A 17,480-nucleotide genomic window follows, 5' to 3' on the forward strand; every position below is an offset into this window, starting at 1 on the left:
TGCATTCCCTGTAACGCGAACGCCCCCCTCATCCCGAGGCGCCGAACCGGAGTTTTGGGAGGAGGGCATTGGTCCCCGCGGCCAACACGCCCGACAGGCTTCCCGCCCAGCGCTTCGGGCGGTGACGAGGCGCGCGCAGACATGGCCCCACCGGCTGGGCCCCCCGGGCGCAGCCCCGGCGCGGTCAGCCCCGCAGCGTCATCGTGGCGCCAGCGACGCTGAAGTCGCGCAGGCGGCGTAGGAACGACATGCCCAGCAGGCTGGTGCTGAGGCGGCCGCGCGGGATCACCACCGCCTCCACGTCGCGCACCGTGATCGAGCCGATCTGCATCACCGCAATCCGGATCGGCGCGACCCGGACGGCTCCGTTCGCGGTGTTCCAGACACGGGTGAAGTCGGTGGGACCGACCCGGATCCCGATCCGCGCGGCATCCTCCTCGGAGAAGGCGCAGGCGCTCGCACCGGTATCCACCATCATCGGCAGCGTGCGGCCATCCAGCAGGACGGTGACGAGGAAATGGCCGTTGCGACCGGCCTGCAGGGCCACGCCCGCGGGCGCTCCGGCGTCGGGTGCCGGTTCGACCGCCGGGGCGATGATATGGGCAACCGGCTCTGTCCGGGACCGCTCACGCAGCTTCTGGACGGCGGTGGCGGCCAGGAAGCCGAACGTACAGACGAGCAGGATGGTGCGCACGCAAGTCCGTTTCTGTGCGTCGGTGCCGGCGCCCGGGACGCGAGCCGAGATCGGGCCGATGAGACCTCGAACCCATGAAGGGATCGTGCGCGCGGGCTGCGGCAGTGGCCGGGGGAAGGCCGATTCCGTTCGGCTTGGTGTCCGATCGGTGACCGCGATCCACGATTGTCGCCGGCCCGGACGGAGCTGGCCCGGCAGCGGGGTTGACCGGCGCGGGCCGTAGCGCCACATCTGCATCTGTTCCAGGGAGATCCCCGGCAAGGGGCTGAGAAACCGCTGGCACGTCCGTCAGGACTTGCGGCGCGGAAATCCTTCGAACCTGATCCGGCTCATACCGGCGTAGGGATTGGACCGCGGCCGCCTGACAGGCAGGCCACAGCTTCTCACCGAAGCACAGGGCCCATTCTCCGCGACGGCACCTTGTGGAGAGATGCGTGTCCCTGGACCGCCCCCCGTCACCGATCGGACGCCGCCGTGGCGCGGCCAGCCCCTCAGAGCGGGCCGGCCTGCCCGTTCGCGCCGACATCGCAATCGTCGGCGGCGGCCTGATCGGCCTGTCGATCGCCTGGCGGCTGGCCCGTGCGGGCCGGTCCGTGGTGGTGCTGGAGCGCGAGACGATCGGCGCCGGGGCTAGTCTCGCGGCCACCGGCATGCTGGCACCGGCGGCCGAGCACGAGCCAGGCTCCGATCCGCTGCTGCCGCTCGCCCTCGACTCGCTCCGGCGTTGGCCGGGGTTTCGCGACGCGCTGGAGGCCGAGTCGGGTCAGGCGATCGATTACCGGCCGGATGGAACCCTGGTGCTGGCCGTCGGGCGCGACGAGGTCGAGCGCCTGCGCTTCCGCCACGATCTGCAGCGCCGGTCCGGCCTCGACGCGACGTGGCTGCCCGGCAGCGAGGTCCGGCGCCTGGAGCCGGGCCTGCGCCCCTCCGTCACCGCCGGCCTTCACTGCCCGCTGGATCATCAGGTCGATCCGTGCCGTGTCATGGCGGCCCTGGCGGAGGCCTGTCGGCGGGCCGGGGTCGTCGTGGTCGAGCACGCACCCGTGACCGCCCTGGACTGGTCGGGGGGCCGCGTCACGGGCCTGCGCGCCGGCGAGGACGGCGTCGCGGCCGGAACCGTGATCCTGGCATCCGGCGCCTGGAGCGGTGAGGGCGGGTTGCTCCCGCCGACGCTCACGCTGCCGGTGCGCCCGCTCAAGGGCCAATCCCTGGCCCTGCGCACCACCGCGCGCACGGGCACCCTCGGCCGAATGGTCTGGACCGAGCAGGTCCACATGGCCCCGAAGAGCGACGGCCAGCTCATCGTCGGCGCCACCGTGGAGGATTGCGGCTTCCGTCCGGGCGTGACCGCCGGCGGCCTCTACGCGCTGCTCGAAGGCGCCCGCCGGGTGCTGCCCGGGATCGAGGAGATGGAGGTCGAGGCCGTGTGGAGCGGCTACCGTCCCACCTCCGACGACGACGCACCGATCATCGATACGCTGGCACCGGGTCTGGTCGTCGCCACGGGGCACCACCGCAACGGCTACCTGCTCGCCCCCGTCACCGCCGATGCCGTGGCCGAATTGGTCATGGGCGGCGCCCTGCCGGAGTTCGCCCGCCCGTTCACCCGGGCGCGGTTCGCGCAGCCGGAGCCCAAGAGGGCGTCGGCATGAGGCTGTTCGTCAACGGCGAGCCGCGCGACTGCGCAGCCGAGACCATCGACGGCCTGTTCCGCGTCGAGGCGGAGGAGACCGGCATGGAGAGTCCGCAGGGCATCGCCATCGCGCTGAACGGCCGCGTCGTGCGCCGCCGGGATTGGGGCGAGACCCCGGTCGCCGAGGGTGACCGCGTCGAGATCGTCCGCGCCATGCAGGGAGGTTGAGCATGGACCCCACCGTCACGCCGCTGCGCCCCGGGACCGGGGCGGATGGTTTCACCGTGGCCGGGGTGGCTCTGTCCTCCCGGCTGTTCATCGGCACCGCCGGGTATCCGACCCAGGCGATCATGCGCGACGCCGTCGCGGCGAGTGGCGCCGAGGTGGTGACCGCCTCGATCCGCCGGGTCTCGCTCCAGGGCCACGGCTCCGACACGGTGACCATCCTGAAGGGCAAGCGCTTCCTGCCGAACACCGCCGGCTGCGAGACCGCCCGCGATGCGATCATGACCGCCGAACTCGCCCGCGAGGCTTTCGACACCAACTGGATCAAGGTCGAGGTGATCGGCGACCGCGAGACCCTCTACCCGGACGTGACCGAGCTGATCGAGGCCTGTCGCCACCTCGTCGATGACGGCTTCGTGGTCCTGCCCTACTGCAACGACGACCCGATCGTCTGCCAGCGCCTGGAGGATCTCGGCTGCGCCGCGATCATGCCCATGGGGTCGCTGATCGGCTCCGGGATGGGAGTGGCCAACCCGGCAAATCTCGAACTGATCTGCCGCCGGGCCAAGGTGCCGGTGGTGGTCGATGCCGGGATCGGGACCGCCTCGGACGCGGTGATCGCCATGGAGCTCGGCGCCTCCGCCTGCCTGATCAACACCGCCATCGCGAAGGCCGACGATCCGGTCCGCATGGCCCGCGCCATGGGCCGGGCGGTCGAGGCGGGGCGCGACGCGCATCTGGCCGGGCGGATCCCCCGCCGGGGCCGGGCCGAGCCGTCGAGCCCGCAGCTCGGCCTCGTCGGCTCGTGAGGATGCTGCCGTCGCCGCTGCTCGCGGTGACGGACCGGCACGGGCATCCACGGCCCCTCGCCGAGACCGTGCGGGCGATCCTCGATGGCGGCGCCCGCTGGATCTGGTTTCGCGACCGCGATCTGGAACCGGACGCGCGCCGCCGCCTCGGCGCGGCCGTGGCCGAAGCTGTCCGGGCCCGGGGCGGGGTCCTGACGGTGGGCGGCGACGTCGCCCTGGCGCGCGCCCTCGGCGCCGACGGGGTGCATCTGGGCGGCGGTTCGGGTCCGGAGGCGATCGCGGCGGCCCGGTCCGCCCTGGGGGCGGCGGCGCTGATCGGCGTGTCGGCCCACGCGTTTCAGGAGGCCGTGCGGGCCGCGGCGGCCGGCGCCGATTACGTGACGCTGAGCCCGATCTATCCGACCGCGAGCAAACCGGGCTACGGACCGGCGCTCGGTCCGGACGGTCTCGCGGCGGCGCGGGCCGCCGGCCTTCCGCTGGTGGCGCTCGGCGGGATCGGCCTCGACCAGATCGCGGCCTGCCGCGCGGCGGGCGCGGCAGCGATCGCCATCATGGGCGGATTGATGCAGGCCGACGATCCGTCGGACGCCGCGCGGGACCGGCTGAAAGCCTGGAACGCGGCGCCATGCGCGCGCACGTGATCGGTCTAGCGTCTACGCGCCGCTGATCCGAGCCGGCTATCCGCCTGACCAGCCGAGCCGTCCGAACGGGGTCTCATCGAGGGACCCGTCCGAGATCTACTTCTCAGACGGCCCATAGGGCGGCCGCGGAATCGCCCGGTGCGCGGCCCGCAACGCCGCCGACCAGCGCTCGCGCAGGTCGTGGAAATAGCCCTCGCCGGCCTCGATCCGGTGGTTCACCTCGAGCGTCGGCGCGTTCCGGCGGGCGACCGCGATATCGATCGGCAGGCCGACGCCGAGATTCGACCGCATGGTCGAATCCATCGAGACCAGGCTGACCTTCAGGGCGTCGTACAAATCGGTCCGGTAGGTCACCGCCCGGTCGAGGATCGGCTTGCCGTATTTGTGTTCGCCGATCTGGAGGAACGGGGCGTCCGTGCTGCACTCGATGAAGTTGCCGGCCGAGTAGATGAGATACAGCCGCATGTCGCCGGTGCCGATCTGTCCGCCGAACAGCAGCGAGATCGAGAACCGGATGTTGGCCGCCTCGAACCCATCCTTCTCGATCGACCGCACCCGGCGGATGGCACGGCCGATGAGCTGCGCCGCCTGGAACATGGTCGGCGCCTCGACGAGCTTCTGCGCCGGCTCCTCCCCCTCACCGGGCACGCCCTCCTGAAGCAGGCTCAGCACCGATTGGGTGATCGACAGGTTGCCCGCCGAGGCCAGCATCATCACCCGCTCGCCCGGCACGTTGAAGTGGTGCAGCTTCCGGTAGGTCGAGATGTCGTCGAGCCCCGCGTTGGTGCGGGTGTCGGCCACCATCACCAGCCCTTCTTCGACCAGGACACCGACACAGTACGTCATCGTCTTCGGGCTTTCATGCGATGGGACCGCCGTCGCGGGACTCAGGACTGGGCGGCGGCCCTGCCTTGCTCGACGCGAAGCTTCACGTCCAGTGTCTCGGTCCCGCCACCGGTCCGGCTGCCCCGGATCGGCGCGGCGCCGAGATAATCGAGCCCGGTGGCCACGCGGATGTAGCTGTCGGACGGGCTCATCGCGAAGCACGGATCGAACGCCACCCAGCCGAGATCCGGCACCAGGGCCTCAGCCCAGCCGTGCGGCGCCTCGACCGTGGCCTCGCCGTCATCGCGGGCGCGGTAGCCCGCGACGTAGCGCGCGGGGATGCCGACATGCCGGGCCGCCGCGATGAAGACATGCGTCAGATCCTGACAGACACCCCGCTCCGCCGCGAAGGCCTTCGCGGCCGGGACAGCATTGGCGGCCGGGCCGGGCTCGTAGGCCACGACTTCGGGAACGGCCCCCATCAGGCGGTGGAGCAGCGCCAGCGGCGCCGCGTCGCCGGCCGTGGCGACGCGCTCCGCGAAGACCTGCAGCTCCGTGCTGGTCGCGCAGAGATCCGTGTCGCGCAGATAGAACGAATCCGGCAGACGTTCGACGGTTCCGCGCACGATCCCCTGGGTGTCCTCGGTGTCGACCTCGCCGCTGACCCGGATCGTCAGGGCGTCGGCGGCCTCGTCAGGGGTGAACCAGTGAACCAGGTTCCCGAATCCGTCCTCGCGGGCGGTCAGGCGCCCGTCGACGGTGGTGTCGATCCGCCACCCTCGGACGTACTGGCCGTCATGGTCCCGCGGTGTCAGCCGCAGGACCTGGACGAGCCCGCGGGCCGGCTGCTCGTAGGTGTAGATGGTCTCGTGGATCACGCGGATGCGCATGCGCGGGGGGCCTGTGCGTCTTCGTCAGCCGACCAGATACTGCTTGGCGATGGCCTCGCCCACCCTGTTGTTCTCGGCGATGAACGCCTCGACGAACTCGTGCAGGCCGGAGGCGAAGACCCGGTCGATATCCTCGGCCTCGAGCTTGGCCAGCATGTTGCCGGCGAACCGCTGGCTCGGTCCGCGCCGGCCATAGGCGTCGGCGATCAGGTCGAGATACTCGACGATCACCCCGTAGCAATTCGCGAATGACCGGGGCATCTGCTTGTTGAGGATCAGCAGATCGGCCACCAGGAGTGGCTTCACGCTCTCCCGGTACACCCAGTGGTAGGCGTTGAAGGCTGAGACTTCGCGCAGGATCGTGGTCCACTGGAAGTAGTCGAGGCTGCCGCCCACCGTCTCGTCGTGGGGCAGAAGGATCTGGTACTTCACGTCGAGGATGCGGGCCGTGTTGTCAGCCCGCTCGATCGCGGTGCCGAGCCGGGTGAACCAGAAGGAGTCGTTGCGCAGCATCGTGCGGAAGGCCGAACCGTCGAAGGTGAGCGAGACGGTCTTCACCCAGTCGAGGAAGCGGCCGAACTCGTCGCGGTTGAGGTCCTTGCCGGCATAGTTGCGCAGTTCGAGCCAGGCGCCGTTGATCGCGTCCCACATCTCGGTGGTGAGCGCCGTGCGCACGGAGCGGGCGTTCTCCCGGGCCGCCTCGATGCAGGAGCGGATCGAGGAGGGGTTGTGCGGGCTGAAGGCCAGGAAGTCGCAGACCGTGTCGGCGTTGACCGCGCTGTAATGCGTCTTGAACGCGTCCGGGTCTCCGGCCGAGGCGAGGGCGGAGTCCCACTCGTTGCCCTCGCCGCCGCCGTAGCTCGTCGGCAGCGACGCGAAGCGGTGCGCCGCGTCGAGGATGCGCGCGACGAAGTCGGCGCGCTCGACGTAGCGCGAGAGCCAGAAAAGGTTGTCGGCAGTCCTGGAAAGCATTCTTTTTCAGCCACGTCGAGCGGACCGGGGAGCCCGCGCCTCGGGATGTCCGACCCCATGAAATCAGGCGTCCAGCACCCAGGTATCCTTCGTACCACCACCCTGGCTCGAATTGACCACCAGCGAGCCCTCTTTCAGCGCGACCCGGGTCAGGCCGCCCGGGACGATGCGGATCTGGTCGGCGCCGTTGAGCACGAAGGGCCGCAGGTCGACATGGCGCGGCGCGACCCCGGAGGCCACGAAGGTCGGGCAGGTGGAGAGCGACAGGGTCGGCTGCGCGATGAACCCGTCGGGGGCATGCTTGAGCTTCTTGGCGAAGTCGTCGATCTCGCGCTTGCTCGCGTGCGGCCCGACCAGCATGCCGTAGCCGCCCGAGCCGTTGACCTCCTTCACCACCAGCTCCGACAGGTTGTCCATCACGTAGGCGAACGAGTCCTTCTCGCGGCAGCGATAGGTCGGCACGTTGTGCAGGATCGGCTCCTCGCCGGTGAAGAACTTCACGATCTCCGGCATGTAGCTGTAGACCGCCTTGTCGTCGGAGATGCCGGTCCCGACCGCGTTGGCCAATGTTACCGATCCCCGCTCGTAGGCATTCATCAGGCCCGGCACGCCGAGGACTGAGTCGGGGCGGAAGACGAGCGGATCCAGAAAATCGTCGTCGAGGCGGCGGTAGATCACGTCGACCCGGCGCGGACCCTCGGTGGTGCGCATGTAGACCACGTCGTCCTTGGTGAAGAGGTCTGAGGCCTCCACCAGCTCGACGCCGAGCTTGTCGGCCAGGAACGAATGCTCGTAGAAGGCCGAGTTGTAGCGGCCGGGGGTCAGCAGGACGACCGTGGGGTCGCGGGTCGCCGAGACCGGGGCGAGGCTGCGCAGGGTGGCGAGCAGCGCGTCGGGATAGTTCTCCACCGGGGCGACCCGGTGCTTGGAGAACAGGTCCGGGAACAGACGCAGCATCACCTCCCGGTTCTCCAGCATGTAGGACACGCCGGACGGGATCCGGGCGTTGTCCTCCAGGACGAAGAAATCGTTCTCGCCCGTGCGCACGATGTCGATGCCGGCGACGTGGACGTAGAGGTCGTGCGGCACCCGGAACGAGCGCATCTCCATCCGGTAATGGGCGTTGCGATAGACGAGATCGGCCGGGATGATGCCCGCCTTGATGCATTCCTGGGCGCCGTACACGTCCTTCAGGAACAGGTTGATGGCGGTGACCCGCTGCTTCAGCCCGCGCTCCAGGAACGTCCATTCCGGCTTCGTGATCACCCGCGGGATGATGTCGAACGGAATCAGGCGTTCGGTCGATTCGTTGTCGCCGTACACCGCGAAGGTGATGCCGATCCGGCGGAACAGCAGCTCGGCCTGACTGCGGCGGGTGTTGAAATGCTCCGGGGGGGTCGTTTCGAGCCACGTCTTGAGCGTGCCGTAGGCGTCTCGAATCGCGGCCGGATCGGCCGTGCCGGTGCCGAGCCCGGTCATCTCGTCGAAGGCCGTCACCGCCATCTCGTTCCTCCCTAACGCTCCCGCTCTGAGGCAAGAGGCGCGCCATCTGCTCGTGGCTATATCTGCCCTCGATAACGCTCAAGGCGGCGAGAGGATCAGATCAGCTTGAGGCCTTTCAGGCTCGCGTGACCGTTTCGCCCGAGGATCACGTGATCGTGGACGACGATCTTCAGCGGCGCGAGCACGGCCACAATCTCGCGGGTCATCGCCACGTCGGCGGCGGACGGGGTCGGATCGCCGGATGGGTGGTTATGGGCGAGGATGATGGCGGTGGCCGAGAGTTCCAGCGCCCGCCGGGCGACCTCCCGGGGATAGACCGGCGTGTGGTCGACGGTGCCCCGCCCCTGCACCTCGTCGGCGATCAGGTGGTTGCGCTTGTCGAGGAACAGGATCCGAAACTCCTCGCGCGGCGCGAAGGCCATCGTGGCGCGCAGGTAATCCTGCAATGCGCCCCATGAATCCAAGAGCGCCCGCCCGCGGATCGCCCCCCGGGCGAGGCGCCGCCCGGCGGCCTCGATCACCTTGAGGTCGGCGGCGACGCCGGCGCTGACGCCCTGGACCTCCATCAGCCGGGCCGGCTCGGCGCTCAACACTTCGGCGAAGCTGCCGAACCGGGCGACCAGGGCCTTGGCCAGGGGCTTCACGTCGCGCCGCGGGATCGCGCGGAACAGGACCAACTCCAGCAATTCGTAATCCGGCAGCGCGTCGCCGCCCGCCGCGGCGAACTTCTCGCGGAGCCGGTCGCGATGGCCGTGATAATGCGGCGCGTCCTTGGCCAGCGACGACGCGCCGCCGGCGTCGGCGAAGAGCCCCGCCTCGGCATCGTCCGGCCGCGGCGCCATGGTCGGTCAGGATGCGGGATTGACGGGCTGGTGCAGCCCCTTCGGCGAGATCGTGAAGATCTCCACCCCCGTCTCCGTCACCGCCACGGTGTGCTCGAACTGGGCGGAGAGCGAGCGGTCGCGGGTCACCGCGGTCCAGCCGTCGCCCAGCACCTTCACGGCCGGCCGCCCGAGATTGATCATCGGCTCGACGGTGAAGAACTGGCCGGGCTTGAACGGCACGTCGTAGCTCGCCTCGACGTAGTGCAGGATCGTCGGCGCGTCGTGATAGGTGCGCCCGAGCCCGTGGCCGCAGAAATCCCGCACCACCGAGCAGCGCTCGCCCTCCGCGTAGGACTGGATCGCCCGGCCGATATCGTTGGTCGAGCCGCCCGGCTTCACCGCCGCGACGCCGCGCATCAGCGCCTCGTAGGTGATCTCGCACAGGCGCTGGGCCCGGCGCGAGACCTCGCCGACATAGGCCATCCGGCTCGAATCGCCGTGCCAGCCGTCGAGGATCAGGCAGATGTCCAGGTTGACGATGTCGCCCTCGCGCAGGGGCTTGTCGTTGGGGATGCCGTGGCAGACCACGTGATTGATCGAGGTGCAGATCGACTTCGGATAGCCGCGATAGAGCAGCGAGGCCGGATAGGCGCCGTGATCCATGGCGAACTCGTAGGCGAGCCGGTCGAGCGCCTCCGTGGTGACGCCGGGCAGGGTCGCCTCCATCAGCAGGTCCAGGGCCTCGGCGGTGAGCCGGCCGGCGCGGCGCATGCCTTCGAAGCCCTCGGGACCGTGGATCGGCGGCTCCGGGGCGCGGCGCGATCCCTGCGCGGTGGCCTGTTCCTGCTGCATGTCGGGACTTTTCGCGGCGTCATCAATCGGGCGTCCGACCTATGTACGGTGCGCGGCGCGGGAGGCCAAGCCGTGTCCGGCACGCGGACGGGCGTGGCTTGCGCCGGAAGCGGGGCTGGCGGCATAAGCGGCCGCATGGCGCCCGGTGCGCGCGGGTGGATTCGCCGCGCGATCGGTACGGGTCAGGCGAGGGCCGGATGGCAGGCAAGGCGGTACCCCACTTTCACAACGAGCCGGGTGTGCCGGTGGTCGCTGTCGGGGTGAAGGAGTTCATGTGCATCGGCGCGCTGCCGCCGTTCGACCACCCGCACGTCTTCCTCGACATGGGCGCCGACACCGAGATCATCTGCCAGTACTGCTCGACCCTGTACCGTTACCGCGCCGGCCTGAAGGCCGACGAGGCGGATCCGCAGGCCTGCGTCTGGCACGACGACGCCAAGCTCGCGGCGGAGTAGGCGCGCCGTCGCGGTGTCCACCGACCATCGACCATTGCGGATCGGGATCGTGGGGGCCGGGATCGGCGGCCTCACGGCGGCGCTGGCGCTGTCGGATGCCGGCCATGCCGTCACGGTGATCGAGCGCCGCACCGGCTTCAGCGAGGTCGGAGCCGGGATCCAGATCTCCCCCAACGCGAGCCGCGTGCTCGCGGGGCTCGGCCTTTCGCCCGCCCTGCGCCGGGCCGCGAGCGAGCCCCCGGGCGTCGAGGTGCGCGCCCTCGATAGCGGCCGCCGTCTCGGCGGCGTCGCCCTCGGGGCGGCGGCGCAGGCGGTGTTCGGCGCGCCCTACTACGTGATCCACCGGGCCGATCTGCAGACCCTCCTGCTCGATGCCCTGCGCGGACGGCCGGCGATCCGGCTGATGATGGGCCGCACCGTAACGCGCCTGGCCGAGACGGAGTCGGAAGTCCTCCTCGCCGCGGAGGGCGCCAGCGGCGTGCAGGATCTGGCCTTCGATCTGGCGATCGGGGCCGATGGGCTGCGCTCGCGCCTGCGCGGACATCTCGATGCGGCGCCGCACCGGCCCGGCCATGCGGCGGCGTGGCGGGCGCTCATCCCGATCGAGGCCGTGCCGGAACCCCTGCGCGGTGCGGCGACGGGGCTCTGGCTCGGCCGGAACCGGCACGTGGTGCATTACCCGGTCCGGGACAGCCAGTTCCTCAACGTCGTGGCGGTCGTCCCCGAGGCGGTGGGCGACGAGGGCTGGGGCCGGCTCGGGGAGCCGGCGGTGCTGCGCGCCTGCTTTCGCGGCTGTGCCGAGCCCCTGCGCGGATTGCTCGGCCTGCCGGATTCCTGGCTGGTCTGGTCGCTGGCCGACCGGGCCGTGGCGCGCCCGCTCGCCCGCGGCCGGATCGCGCTGATCGGCGACGCCGCCCATCCGGTGCTGCCCTATCTCGCGCAGGGCGCCGCCCTCGCTATCGAGGACGCCGCGGTACTGACGCGCGCGCTCTCCGACCAAGCCCAGGTGCCGGCCGCGCTCGCCTCCTTCGCGGCGGACCGGTCGACCCGCGTCCGGCGCGTCCAGAGGGCTGCCCGCGCCAACGGCCGGACCTATCACGCCAGGGGATTGGTGGCGTTCGCCCGCAACGCCGTGATGGCGCGGCTCGGCCCCGACGGCATGCGCGACCGCTACGCGTGGCTGTACGGCTGGACGCCCCCGGCTTGATCGCGGGGCCGGCCGCGGCTACCGAAGGCCCGATGCGGACGTGGCGGAACCGGTAGACGCACGAGACTTAAAATCTTGCGGCCGCAAGGCCGTGCGGGTTCGAGTCCCGCCGTCCGCACCACCCCGTTCCCGCGCGCGCAGGATAGCCTTCGGATAAGGCAGTGATCCCTCAAATGCGCGCGATCTCCGCAACGGTCCCGCAGCGTTCGCCTGGCAGGATCGGCGCAGGGAGATTGCGCATGATCGACGCCCTTCAGACCGCCACGACCGGCATGACCCGGGCCTCCGACCGTTTCGGGAATGTGGCCCAGACCATCGCGTCCGCCGGGGCGCCCGTCGCCGAGACGGCCTTGCAACCCGCCGCGCAGGTGGACCTGTCCAGCGCCGCCGCCGAACTCGTCGGCTCCAAGTCTGCCTTCGCGCTGAACGCCGCCGTGGCGCGGACCGCCGACCGGATGACCGGTCGGCTCCTCGACATCAACGCCTGAGCGCCGGCAGCGCCAGCGACGCCAGGATCGCGGCCACCGCGAACAGCAGGGCCACGCCGACGGCGCGATAGGCGACGACGCCCACGAGCCCGCCCGCGAGGAACGCCCCGACCGTCAGCACGTGAAGGCGCAGCCGCGTGGGGTCGTGGCGCTTCAGCGGGACCCGATCGGGCGCGGCGCGATCCAGCCAGCGCGCCAGCTCGATGCCGATATCGGTGATCGTGCCGGTGACATGCGTCGTCCGCACGCGCGCTTCGGAGATTTTCGTCGCCGCGGCGTTCTGCACACCCAGGGCGAAGCTCAGGCCGAGCACCAGGGCATGGCCCCGCGCCGGCTCCGCGAGGGGAAGCGCCACGAGGCCGATGGCGACGAGGAGCACCGCTTCCGCACAGACGCTGTAGGCGTAGGCCCCGTGCTCGGCGCTCCGGCGGCGGTAGCGGATCAGCAGCGTCGACACCGCCGCACCGAGCACGAATAGGAGGACGAGGAGCAGCGCCTCCGCCGCCAGGACGAGGTCGCCGGTTCCCGTGCGGTCGGAGATGGCCGAGACGTTCCCGGTCATGTTCGAGGCGTAGAGGCCGACCGCGTAGAACCCCGCGGTGTTCAGCGCCCCGGCCACCGCCGCGAGCGACAGGCCGAGCTTGCGGTCGGCTTCAGGGGTGCGCGTCGCGCCTTCGTGGACCAGCATCGAATCGTCTTACCGCCGCGACCTGAACACCCGGTTCACGCCACGTGCGAGTGGGCTGAATGGGGCGCTGCCGGAGCGGCGCCGCGCCATGTCGCTAGCGTATCGCCCCGGACACCGAAACCACGATGGAGGGCGGCCGCCGTCCGGGCCCAGGGTCGTCAGACCCAGGGAGCCATCTCACCAGCCGTAATGGCCGCGGTCGCCGTAGCCGCCGTAGCCGTCATCCCAGTCCCGGTGCCAGCGGCGGGCGGGACCGTAGCCGACCGGCACCCGTTCGTAGGTGACCGTCCGGCGGGTGGCGTAGACCGGTCCGTCCTCTTCGTACACCCGGTAGGCGGGGGCGGGCCGCACCACCACGGGCGTGTATCCGTAGGACTCACCGTACCCGTAAGCGGGCACCGCGTGGGCCTGGGTCGCGGCGCCGATCAGCGCGCCCGCCGCGAGGCCGCCGATGATGCCGGCCGCGATGGCCCCGCCGCCGCGGGCTTCCGCGGTCGAAGAGGCCAGGCTGCCCGCGCCGATCAGCGCGGCGGCCGAGAGCAGAGCGATGCGTGTCATGACCTGTCTCCATGGATGCCCGGATGCACGAGACGTCCGGGATCATGGGGCGGAGGATTCCACAGCCACGCTGCAGCCAGCCTGAATCGCGCGTGCAGCGTGCGTTCAGCTGGCGCGGCCGGCCGCCGGATCGAAGGCTTCCCGCACATAGCCCCGGGAGATCAGGCGGCTGCGTTCGCGGGTGCGCCGCTCGGCCTCCATCAGGTCGGACAGGGCATCGGCGATCGCGCAGCGCAGGGCGATCCCGGCATCGCCGCCGGCGAAGCCGAGATAGGCGGCGCTGATCGCCTCGACGGGACAGGCATGCGCGTCGCGCGCGGGACTGGCAGCGGTCAGCATCGTGTTCTCCTCGTTCGCGTTCGGGAACGAAAAGAGAACAGGCCATAAAGGTTAACGAATGGTCAACGCCGGCCCCGCGGCCCGATCTTCGGCCGCGGAACCCTGTGGACAACGGGGATGCAGATGCCCGGACCCTGCGGATAAGCGGGCTCACTCGGGCATGCGCGGCAGGGGTTTGCCATCCTCGGGAATCGGGTAGCGCGCGGCGTTCAGCTCCATGGCGAGCAGCGTGTAGTAGCCGGAGATCGCCGCAAGATCGACGATCGCCGGCTTACCGAACCGGGCCTCGGCGCGGGCGTAGGTCGTGTCTGACACGCGCTTGGTGTCCTGCAGTTCCGCGGTGAACTCGTAGACGATGGTCTCGTCATCGCTCATCCGCGCCGGCCGGCGCCCGTCGCGGATCGCCGCGACGATCTCCGGGGCGATCCCCGCCTTCTCGGCGATCGGCGCATGGACGTACCACTCGTAGTCCTGCGTCCAGCGCCGCGCCGTCATCAGGATCACCAGTTCCGACAGGGTTGTGCCGATCTTGGGCTTGAACCGCAGGTAGTCGCCCATCGACCGGGCGAGGGTCATGACCTCGGGCGAATACATCAGCGGCTCGAAGGGCCCGAAGGGCGGCTTGCCCCGGGCCTGCGCGAAGGCTTCGGCCGCCTGCTTCTGCTCGGACGTGTAATCCTGCGGCGGTATCGTCGGCAGCCGGTCCTGCGCAAACGCGGGCGCGAGCGCGAGCGGCAGCGCGGCCAGGGCCAGCGCCATTGGGCGGAATTTCATTGTTTCACTCCCAGGTCTTTTGAATGCGCCGCACGTTCGCGGCTCGGCGTGCCGGAGGCCAGGGCCGCAGAGTCGGATCGGTATCGAACGCCGCCCGGCGTCACCGGTCGGCCGCCGCGGTTGCGCCCGTCGCCGGTCCGCGCCATCAGCGGCATCGATGCCCGGTCTTCCCACCCCATTGCCGATCGAGGCGGCCCTGCCCGACCTGCGCGCCGCGCTCGGCGCGCGGAACGCCGCCGTGCTGGTGGCGCCGCCGGGCGCGGGCAAGACCACGCGCGTGCCCCTCGACCTGCTGGGGGCACCCTGGCTCGACGGGCGCAAGATCGTCCTGCTGGAGCCGCGCCGCCTCGCGGCCCGGGCGGCGGCGGCCCGGATGGCGCAGACGCTCGGCGAGCCGGTCGGCGGGACGGTCGGCCTGCGCGTCCGGCTCGGATCGAAGATCTCGGCCCGCACCCGGATCGAGGTGGTGACCGAGGGCGTGTTCACGCGGATGATCCTCGACGACCCGGAACTCGCCGGCATCGGCGCGGTGCTGTTCGACGAGTTCCACGAACGCTCCCTAGATGCCGATCTGGGCCTCGCGCTCGCCCTCGACGCCCAGGGCGGCCTGCGCGAGGATCTGCGGATCCTGGTGATGTCGGCGACCCTCGACGGCGCCCGGGTCGCGCGGCTGATGGGCGATGCCCCGGTGGTCGCCTCGGAGGGTCGCGCCTTCCCGGTGGAGACACGCTATGTCGAGCGGGACCCGCACCGGCGGATCGAGGAGGCGGTGGCCGAGGTCACCCTCCGGGCCCTGCGCTCCGATCCGGGTTCGGTGCTGGTGTTCCTGCCCGGACAGGCGGAGATCCGCAGGACCGTCGCCCTCCTGGCGGATCGCATCGGGCCGGACGTGCAGCTCGCGCCGCTCTACGGCGCCCTCCCGCCGGCCGAGCAGGACCGCGCCGTCGCCCCGGCGCCCCCCGGAACCCGCAAGGTGGTGCTCGCCACCAGCATCGCCGAGACCTCGCTGACCATCGAGGGGGTCCGGATCGTGGTCGATTCCGGGCTCTCGCGGGTCCCCGTCTACGAGCCTGGGCTCGGCCTCACGCGGCTCGTGACCGCGCGCGCCTCCCGCGCCTCCGTGGATCAGCGGCGGGGCCGCGCCGGCCGGACCGAGCCCGGCCTGTGCTGGCGGCTCTGGTCGGAGGCCGGCACCAGCGCCCTTGAACCCTTCTCGCGGCCCGAAATCCTGTCGGCGGATCTGGCGAGCCTGCTCCTCGACTGCGCCGCCTGGGGGGTGGCCGATCCGTGCACGCTCGCCTTCCTCGATCCGCCCCCGGCGCCCGCCTTGACCGAGGCCCGGACCATGCTGTCGGACCTCGGGGCGCTCGACCCGAATGGACGGCTCACGGAGGCCGGCGCGTGGCTGCGCGCCCTGCCGCTTCCGCCGCGTCTCGCCCGTATGGTCACGGTCGCGGCCGGGTCCGGGCGGGCGCGTGCCGCCGCGGAACTCGCCGCGGTCCTGGTGGAACGCGGCCTCGGGGGGGACGAGGTCGATCTCGACGCGCGGGTCGAACGGTTCCGCCGCGACCGGGCCGGGCGGTCGGCGGACATGCGCCGGCTCGCCGAGGGCTGGGCGCGGATCGCCGGCGGCGGCCCGGATGCCGGACCGGCGCCGGCCGGCCCGCTCCTGGCCCTGGCCTATCCCGACCGCGTCGCGCGGGCGCGGGGCCGCGAGGGCGAGTTCGTCATGGCGAGCGGCCGCGCCGGCCGCCTCGATCCGGCCCATGCGCTCGCCCGGGAGACCCATCTGGTCGTCGCCGACCTCGTCGGCGCGGCGGGTAATGCCCGCATCCTGGCGGCGGCGGCGATCGACGCCGGGGCCATCGAGCAGCTCTTCGCCGACAGGATCGAGTCCCGCACCGAGACCACCTTCGATGCGGAAACGGCGTCCCTCCGGGCCCGGGCGGTCCGGCGGCTGGGGACGGTCAGCCTCGGCGCCCGGCCGCTGCCAGTCCCGGCCGATCTGGAAAGCGCCATGATCCTGGCCCGGGGCATCGCCGCGCTGGGGATCGAGCGGCTGCCCTGGACGCCGGCCCTGTCGCAATGGCGCGCCCGGGTGTGCTTCCTGCACGCGGCGGAAGGCGATGCCTGGCCAGACCTGTCGGACGATGCGCTCGCCGCGACCGTGGATGCGTGGCTCGCGCCGTCCCTCGTCGGGCGCACCGCCCTGGCCTCGATCACGGCCGACGACCTCGGCGGTGCCGTGCAGGGCCTGCTGCCCTGGACGTTGCGCACCCGCCTCGACGCCGAGGCGCCGACCCATGTGGAGGTGCCCACCGGCTCACGCATCGCGGTGGATTACGCTGCCGACGAGCCCGCCCTATCCGTGCGGGTGCAGGAGCTGTTCGGCCTCGACCGGCACCCGCGGGCCGGCGGACGGCCCCTGGTCCTGCACCTGCTGTCGCCCGCCCACCGCCCCATCCAGATCACCCGCGACCTCCCGGGTTTCTGGCGGGGATCCTGGGCGGCGGTGCGGGCCGAGATGCGTGGTCGCTATCCCCGCCATCCCTGGCCGGAGGACCCGCTCACCGAGGCTCCGACCCGGCGGGCCAAGCCACGGGGAACCTGACGGACGGTGCCGGTTTCCACCGCCGCGACAGCTACGGACGATGCACGATGACCGACAATACCGATCCCTTCGACCCATCCGACCCGGGCTGGACACCCATCGAGGATGCCGGCTTCATCGCCCATGTCGGGCCGGTGCATCGGCGCGAATCGGACGGCGCCTACGCGTTCCGGGCGGAGCAGAAGCACGCCAACCTCATCGGCGTGGTCCATGGCGGCATGCTGATGAGCTTCGCTGACCGGGCGCTCGGCGAGACGGCCATGCGGGCGGCCGACGGCGCCAATTGCGTGACGATCCAGCTCGAGATGAAGTTCATCGATGTGGGACGTCTCGGGAACTGGATCGGCATCCGCCCGCAGGTGGTGAAACGGACCGGCTCGCTCGTCTTCATGCGCGGCGACGTGCGGGACGGGAGCCGCCTGTTGGCCTCGGCGGATGGGGTGTGGAAGATCCTGCGGCGCAGGCCCGGTTGACGCGAACAGGATTTTGGTC

Annotated in this window: 20 protein-coding genes, 1 tRNA gene and 1 riboswitch; of the genes, 10 read left to right on the forward strand and 11 right to left on the reverse strand. The window is 71.3% G+C overall.

What is annotated here, in order from left to right; genetic code table 11:
• Positions 1-184: 184 nt before the first annotated feature.
• Entirely contained in the window at positions 185-694 is a 510-nt protein-coding gene (locus MKK69_RS28145; protein WP_243973462.1) for a TIGR02281 family clan AA aspartic protease, read from the reverse strand.
• A 235-nt stretch (positions 695-929) separates the two neighbouring features.
• Positions 930-1,058: riboswitch (TPP riboswitch) on the forward strand.
• A 70-nt stretch (positions 1,059-1,128) separates the two neighbouring features.
• On the opposite strand from MKK69_RS28145, the gene thiO reads away from it, so the two are divergent.
• The 4 genes from thiO to MKK69_RS28165 are packed head-to-tail and all read left to right on the forward strand — an operon-like array spanning position 1,129 to position 4,002.
• Positions 1,129-2,346, forward strand: a complete 1,218-nt coding sequence (gene thiO, locus MKK69_RS28150) for a glycine oxidase ThiO (protein WP_243973463.1) — start codon at positions 1,129-1,131, stop codon at positions 2,344-2,346.
• Positions 2,343-2,555, forward strand: coding sequence for a sulfur carrier protein ThiS (gene thiS / locus MKK69_RS28155; RefSeq protein WP_243973464.1), 213 nt, complete (start codon positions 2,343-2,345; stop codon positions 2,553-2,555). Before thiO ends, thiS begins: the two co-directional genes overlap by 4 nt.
• A 2-nt stretch (positions 2,556-2,557) precedes the next feature.
• Positions 2,558-3,361, forward strand: coding sequence for a thiazole synthase (locus tag MKK69_RS28160; RefSeq protein WP_243973465.1), 804 nt, complete (start codon positions 2,558-2,560; stop codon positions 3,359-3,361).
• Between the two features lie 2 nt (positions 3,362-3,363).
• Entirely contained in the window at positions 3,364-4,002 is a 639-nt protein-coding gene (locus MKK69_RS28165) for a thiamine phosphate synthase (RefSeq protein ID WP_243973466.1), read from the forward strand.
• A gap of 96 nt (positions 4,003-4,098) precedes the next feature.
• On the opposite strand, the gene MKK69_RS28170 is transcribed toward MKK69_RS28165, so the two are convergent.
• The 6 genes from MKK69_RS28170 to map all read right to left on the reverse strand — a co-directional run bounded on the left by MKK69_RS28170 (position 4,099) and on the right by map (position 9,868).
• Positions 4,099-4,848 carry a peptidase gene (locus tag MKK69_RS28170; protein ID WP_243973467.1) on the reverse strand — a complete coding sequence of 250 codons (750 nt, stop codon included), beginning with the start codon at positions 4,846-4,848 and terminating at the stop codon, positions 4,099-4,101.
• A gap of 41 nt (positions 4,849-4,889) precedes the next feature.
• Positions 4,890-5,717, reverse strand: a complete 828-nt coding sequence (locus MKK69_RS28175; protein WP_243973468.1) for a transglutaminase family protein — start codon at positions 5,715-5,717, stop codon at positions 4,890-4,892.
• Between the two features lie 24 nt (positions 5,718-5,741).
• Entirely contained in the window at positions 5,742-6,689 is a 948-nt protein-coding gene (locus MKK69_RS28180) for an alpha-E domain-containing protein (RefSeq protein ID WP_243973469.1), read from the reverse strand.
• A 63-nt stretch (positions 6,690-6,752) separates the two neighbouring features.
• Complete coding sequence (locus MKK69_RS28185; protein ID WP_243973470.1) at positions 6,753-8,192, reverse strand: circularly permuted type 2 ATP-grasp protein; 1,440 nt, start codon at positions 8,190-8,192, stop codon at positions 6,753-6,755.
• Positions 8,193-8,287: 95 nt separating this feature from the next.
• Positions 8,288-9,034 (reverse strand): RadC family protein, encoded by a 747-nt coding sequence (radC, locus tag MKK69_RS28190; RefSeq protein ID WP_243973471.1) that lies wholly within the window; start codon positions 9,032-9,034, stop codon positions 8,288-8,290.
• A 6-nt stretch (positions 9,035-9,040) separates the two neighbouring features.
• Positions 9,041-9,868 carry a type I methionyl aminopeptidase gene (gene map / locus MKK69_RS28195; protein WP_243973472.1) on the reverse strand — a complete coding sequence of 276 codons (828 nt, stop codon included), beginning with the start codon at positions 9,866-9,868 and terminating at the stop codon, positions 9,041-9,043.
• Between the two features lie 197 nt (positions 9,869-10,065).
• On the opposite strand from map, the gene MKK69_RS28200 reads away from it, so the two are divergent.
• The 4 genes from MKK69_RS28200 to MKK69_RS28215 all read left to right on the forward strand — a co-directional run bounded on the left by MKK69_RS28200 (position 10,066) and on the right by MKK69_RS28215 (position 12,018).
• Positions 10,066-10,323, forward strand: a complete 258-nt coding sequence (locus tag MKK69_RS28200; RefSeq protein ID WP_091713381.1) for a zinc-finger domain-containing protein — start codon at positions 10,066-10,068, stop codon at positions 10,321-10,323.
• Between the two features lie 13 nt (positions 10,324-10,336).
• Entirely contained in the window at positions 10,337-11,530 is a 1,194-nt protein-coding gene (locus MKK69_RS28205) for an FAD-dependent monooxygenase (protein ID WP_243973473.1), read from the forward strand.
• Positions 11,531-11,564: 34 nt separating this feature from the next.
• A tRNA-Leu gene (locus tag MKK69_RS28210) sits at positions 11,565-11,651 on the forward strand.
• 118 nt (positions 11,652-11,769) lie between these two features.
• Entirely contained in the window at positions 11,770-12,018 is a 249-nt protein-coding gene (locus tag MKK69_RS28215) for a flagellar protein (RefSeq protein WP_243973474.1), read from the forward strand.
• Here the strand turns inward: MKK69_RS28215 and MKK69_RS28220 are convergent.
• The 4 genes from MKK69_RS28220 to MKK69_RS28235 form a co-directional block, all read right to left on the reverse strand.
• Positions 12,008-12,706, reverse strand: coding sequence for a YoaK family protein (locus tag MKK69_RS28220; RefSeq protein ID WP_243973475.1), 699 nt, complete (start codon positions 12,704-12,706; stop codon positions 12,008-12,010). The two genes, MKK69_RS28215 and MKK69_RS28220, sit on opposite strands and share 11 nt — an antisense overlap.
• A gap of 177 nt (positions 12,707-12,883) precedes the next feature.
• Complete coding sequence (locus tag MKK69_RS28225) at positions 12,884-13,264, reverse strand: hypothetical protein (RefSeq protein ID WP_243973476.1); 381 nt, start codon at positions 13,262-13,264, stop codon at positions 12,884-12,886.
• A gap of 105 nt (positions 13,265-13,369) precedes the next feature.
• Complete coding sequence (locus tag MKK69_RS28230; RefSeq protein WP_243973477.1) at positions 13,370-13,603, reverse strand: hypothetical protein; 234 nt, start codon at positions 13,601-13,603, stop codon at positions 13,370-13,372.
• A gap of 150 nt (positions 13,604-13,753) precedes the next feature.
• Positions 13,754-14,377, reverse strand: coding sequence for a carboxymuconolactone decarboxylase family protein (locus MKK69_RS28235; RefSeq protein WP_243973478.1), 624 nt, complete (start codon positions 14,375-14,377; stop codon positions 13,754-13,756).
• A gap of 157 nt (positions 14,378-14,534) precedes the next feature.
• On the opposite strand from MKK69_RS28235, the gene hrpB reads away from it, so the two are divergent.
• Positions 14,535-16,988, forward strand: a complete 2,454-nt coding sequence (hrpB, locus tag MKK69_RS28240) for an ATP-dependent helicase HrpB (protein WP_243973479.1) — start codon at positions 14,535-14,537, stop codon at positions 16,986-16,988.
• Positions 16,989-17,035: 47 nt separating this feature from the next.
• Positions 17,036-17,461 (forward strand): PaaI family thioesterase, encoded by a 426-nt coding sequence (locus MKK69_RS28245; RefSeq protein ID WP_243973480.1) that lies wholly within the window; start codon positions 17,036-17,038, stop codon positions 17,459-17,461.
• The last annotated feature ends 19 nt before the right edge of the window (positions 17,462-17,480 follow it).

The sequence above is a fragment of the Methylobacterium sp. J-026 genome, assembly GCF_022829585.1.
Lineage (GTDB): Bacteria > Pseudomonadota > Alphaproteobacteria > Rhizobiales > Beijerinckiaceae > Methylobacterium.

Excerpts from the sequence above, each read along its gene's own strand:
- map (WP_243973472.1), bottom strand. The coding sequence starts at position 9,868 with ATGCAGCAGGAACAGGCCACCGCGCAGGGATCGCGCCGCGCCCCGGAG.
- MKK69_RS28185 (WP_243973470.1), bottom strand. The coding sequence starts at position 8,192 with ATGGCGGTGACGGCCTTCGACGAGATGACCGGGCTCGGCACCGGCACG.
- MKK69_RS28220 (WP_243973475.1), bottom strand. The coding sequence starts at position 12,706 with ATGCTGGTCCACGAAGGCGCGACGCGCACCCCTGAAGCCGACCGCAAG.
- radC (WP_243973471.1), bottom strand. The coding sequence starts at position 9,034 with ATGGCGCCGCGGCCGGACGATGCCGAGGCGGGGCTCTTCGCCGACGCC.
- thiS (WP_243973464.1), top strand. The coding sequence starts at position 2,343 with ATGAGGCTGTTCGTCAACGGCGAGCCGCGCGACTGCGCAGCCGAGACC.
- MKK69_RS28200 (WP_091713381.1), top strand. The coding sequence starts at position 10,066 with ATGGCAGGCAAGGCGGTACCCCACTTTCACAACGAGCCGGGTGTGCCG.
- MKK69_RS28245 (WP_243973480.1), top strand. The coding sequence starts at position 17,036 with ATGACCGACAATACCGATCCCTTCGACCCATCCGACCCGGGCTGGACA.
- MKK69_RS28180 (WP_243973469.1), bottom strand. The coding sequence starts at position 6,689 with ATGCTTTCCAGGACTGCCGACAACCTTTTCTGGCTCTCGCGCTACGTC.
- MKK69_RS28235 (WP_243973478.1), bottom strand. The coding sequence starts at position 14,377 with ATGAAATTCCGCCCAATGGCGCTGGCCCTGGCCGCGCTGCCGCTCGCG.
- MKK69_RS28165 (WP_243973466.1), top strand. The coding sequence starts at position 3,364 with ATGCTGCCGTCGCCGCTGCTCGCGGTGACGGACCGGCACGGGCATCCA.
- MKK69_RS28175 (WP_243973468.1), bottom strand. The coding sequence starts at position 5,717 with ATGCGCATCCGCGTGATCCACGAGACCATCTACACCTACGAGCAGCCG.
- MKK69_RS28215 (WP_243973474.1), top strand. The coding sequence starts at position 11,770 with ATGATCGACGCCCTTCAGACCGCCACGACCGGCATGACCCGGGCCTCC.
- MKK69_RS28170 (WP_243973467.1), bottom strand. The coding sequence starts at position 4,848 with ATGACGTACTGTGTCGGTGTCCTGGTCGAAGAAGGGCTGGTGATGGTG.
- hrpB (WP_243973479.1), top strand. The coding sequence starts at position 14,535 with ATGCCCGGTCTTCCCACCCCATTGCCGATCGAGGCGGCCCTGCCCGAC.
- MKK69_RS28160 (WP_243973465.1), top strand. The coding sequence starts at position 2,558 with ATGGACCCCACCGTCACGCCGCTGCGCCCCGGGACCGGGGCGGATGGT.
- MKK69_RS28225 (WP_243973476.1), bottom strand. The coding sequence starts at position 13,264 with ATGACACGCATCGCTCTGCTCTCGGCCGCCGCGCTGATCGGCGCGGGC.
- MKK69_RS28230 (WP_243973477.1), bottom strand. The coding sequence starts at position 13,603 with ATGCTGACCGCTGCCAGTCCCGCGCGCGACGCGCATGCCTGTCCCGTC.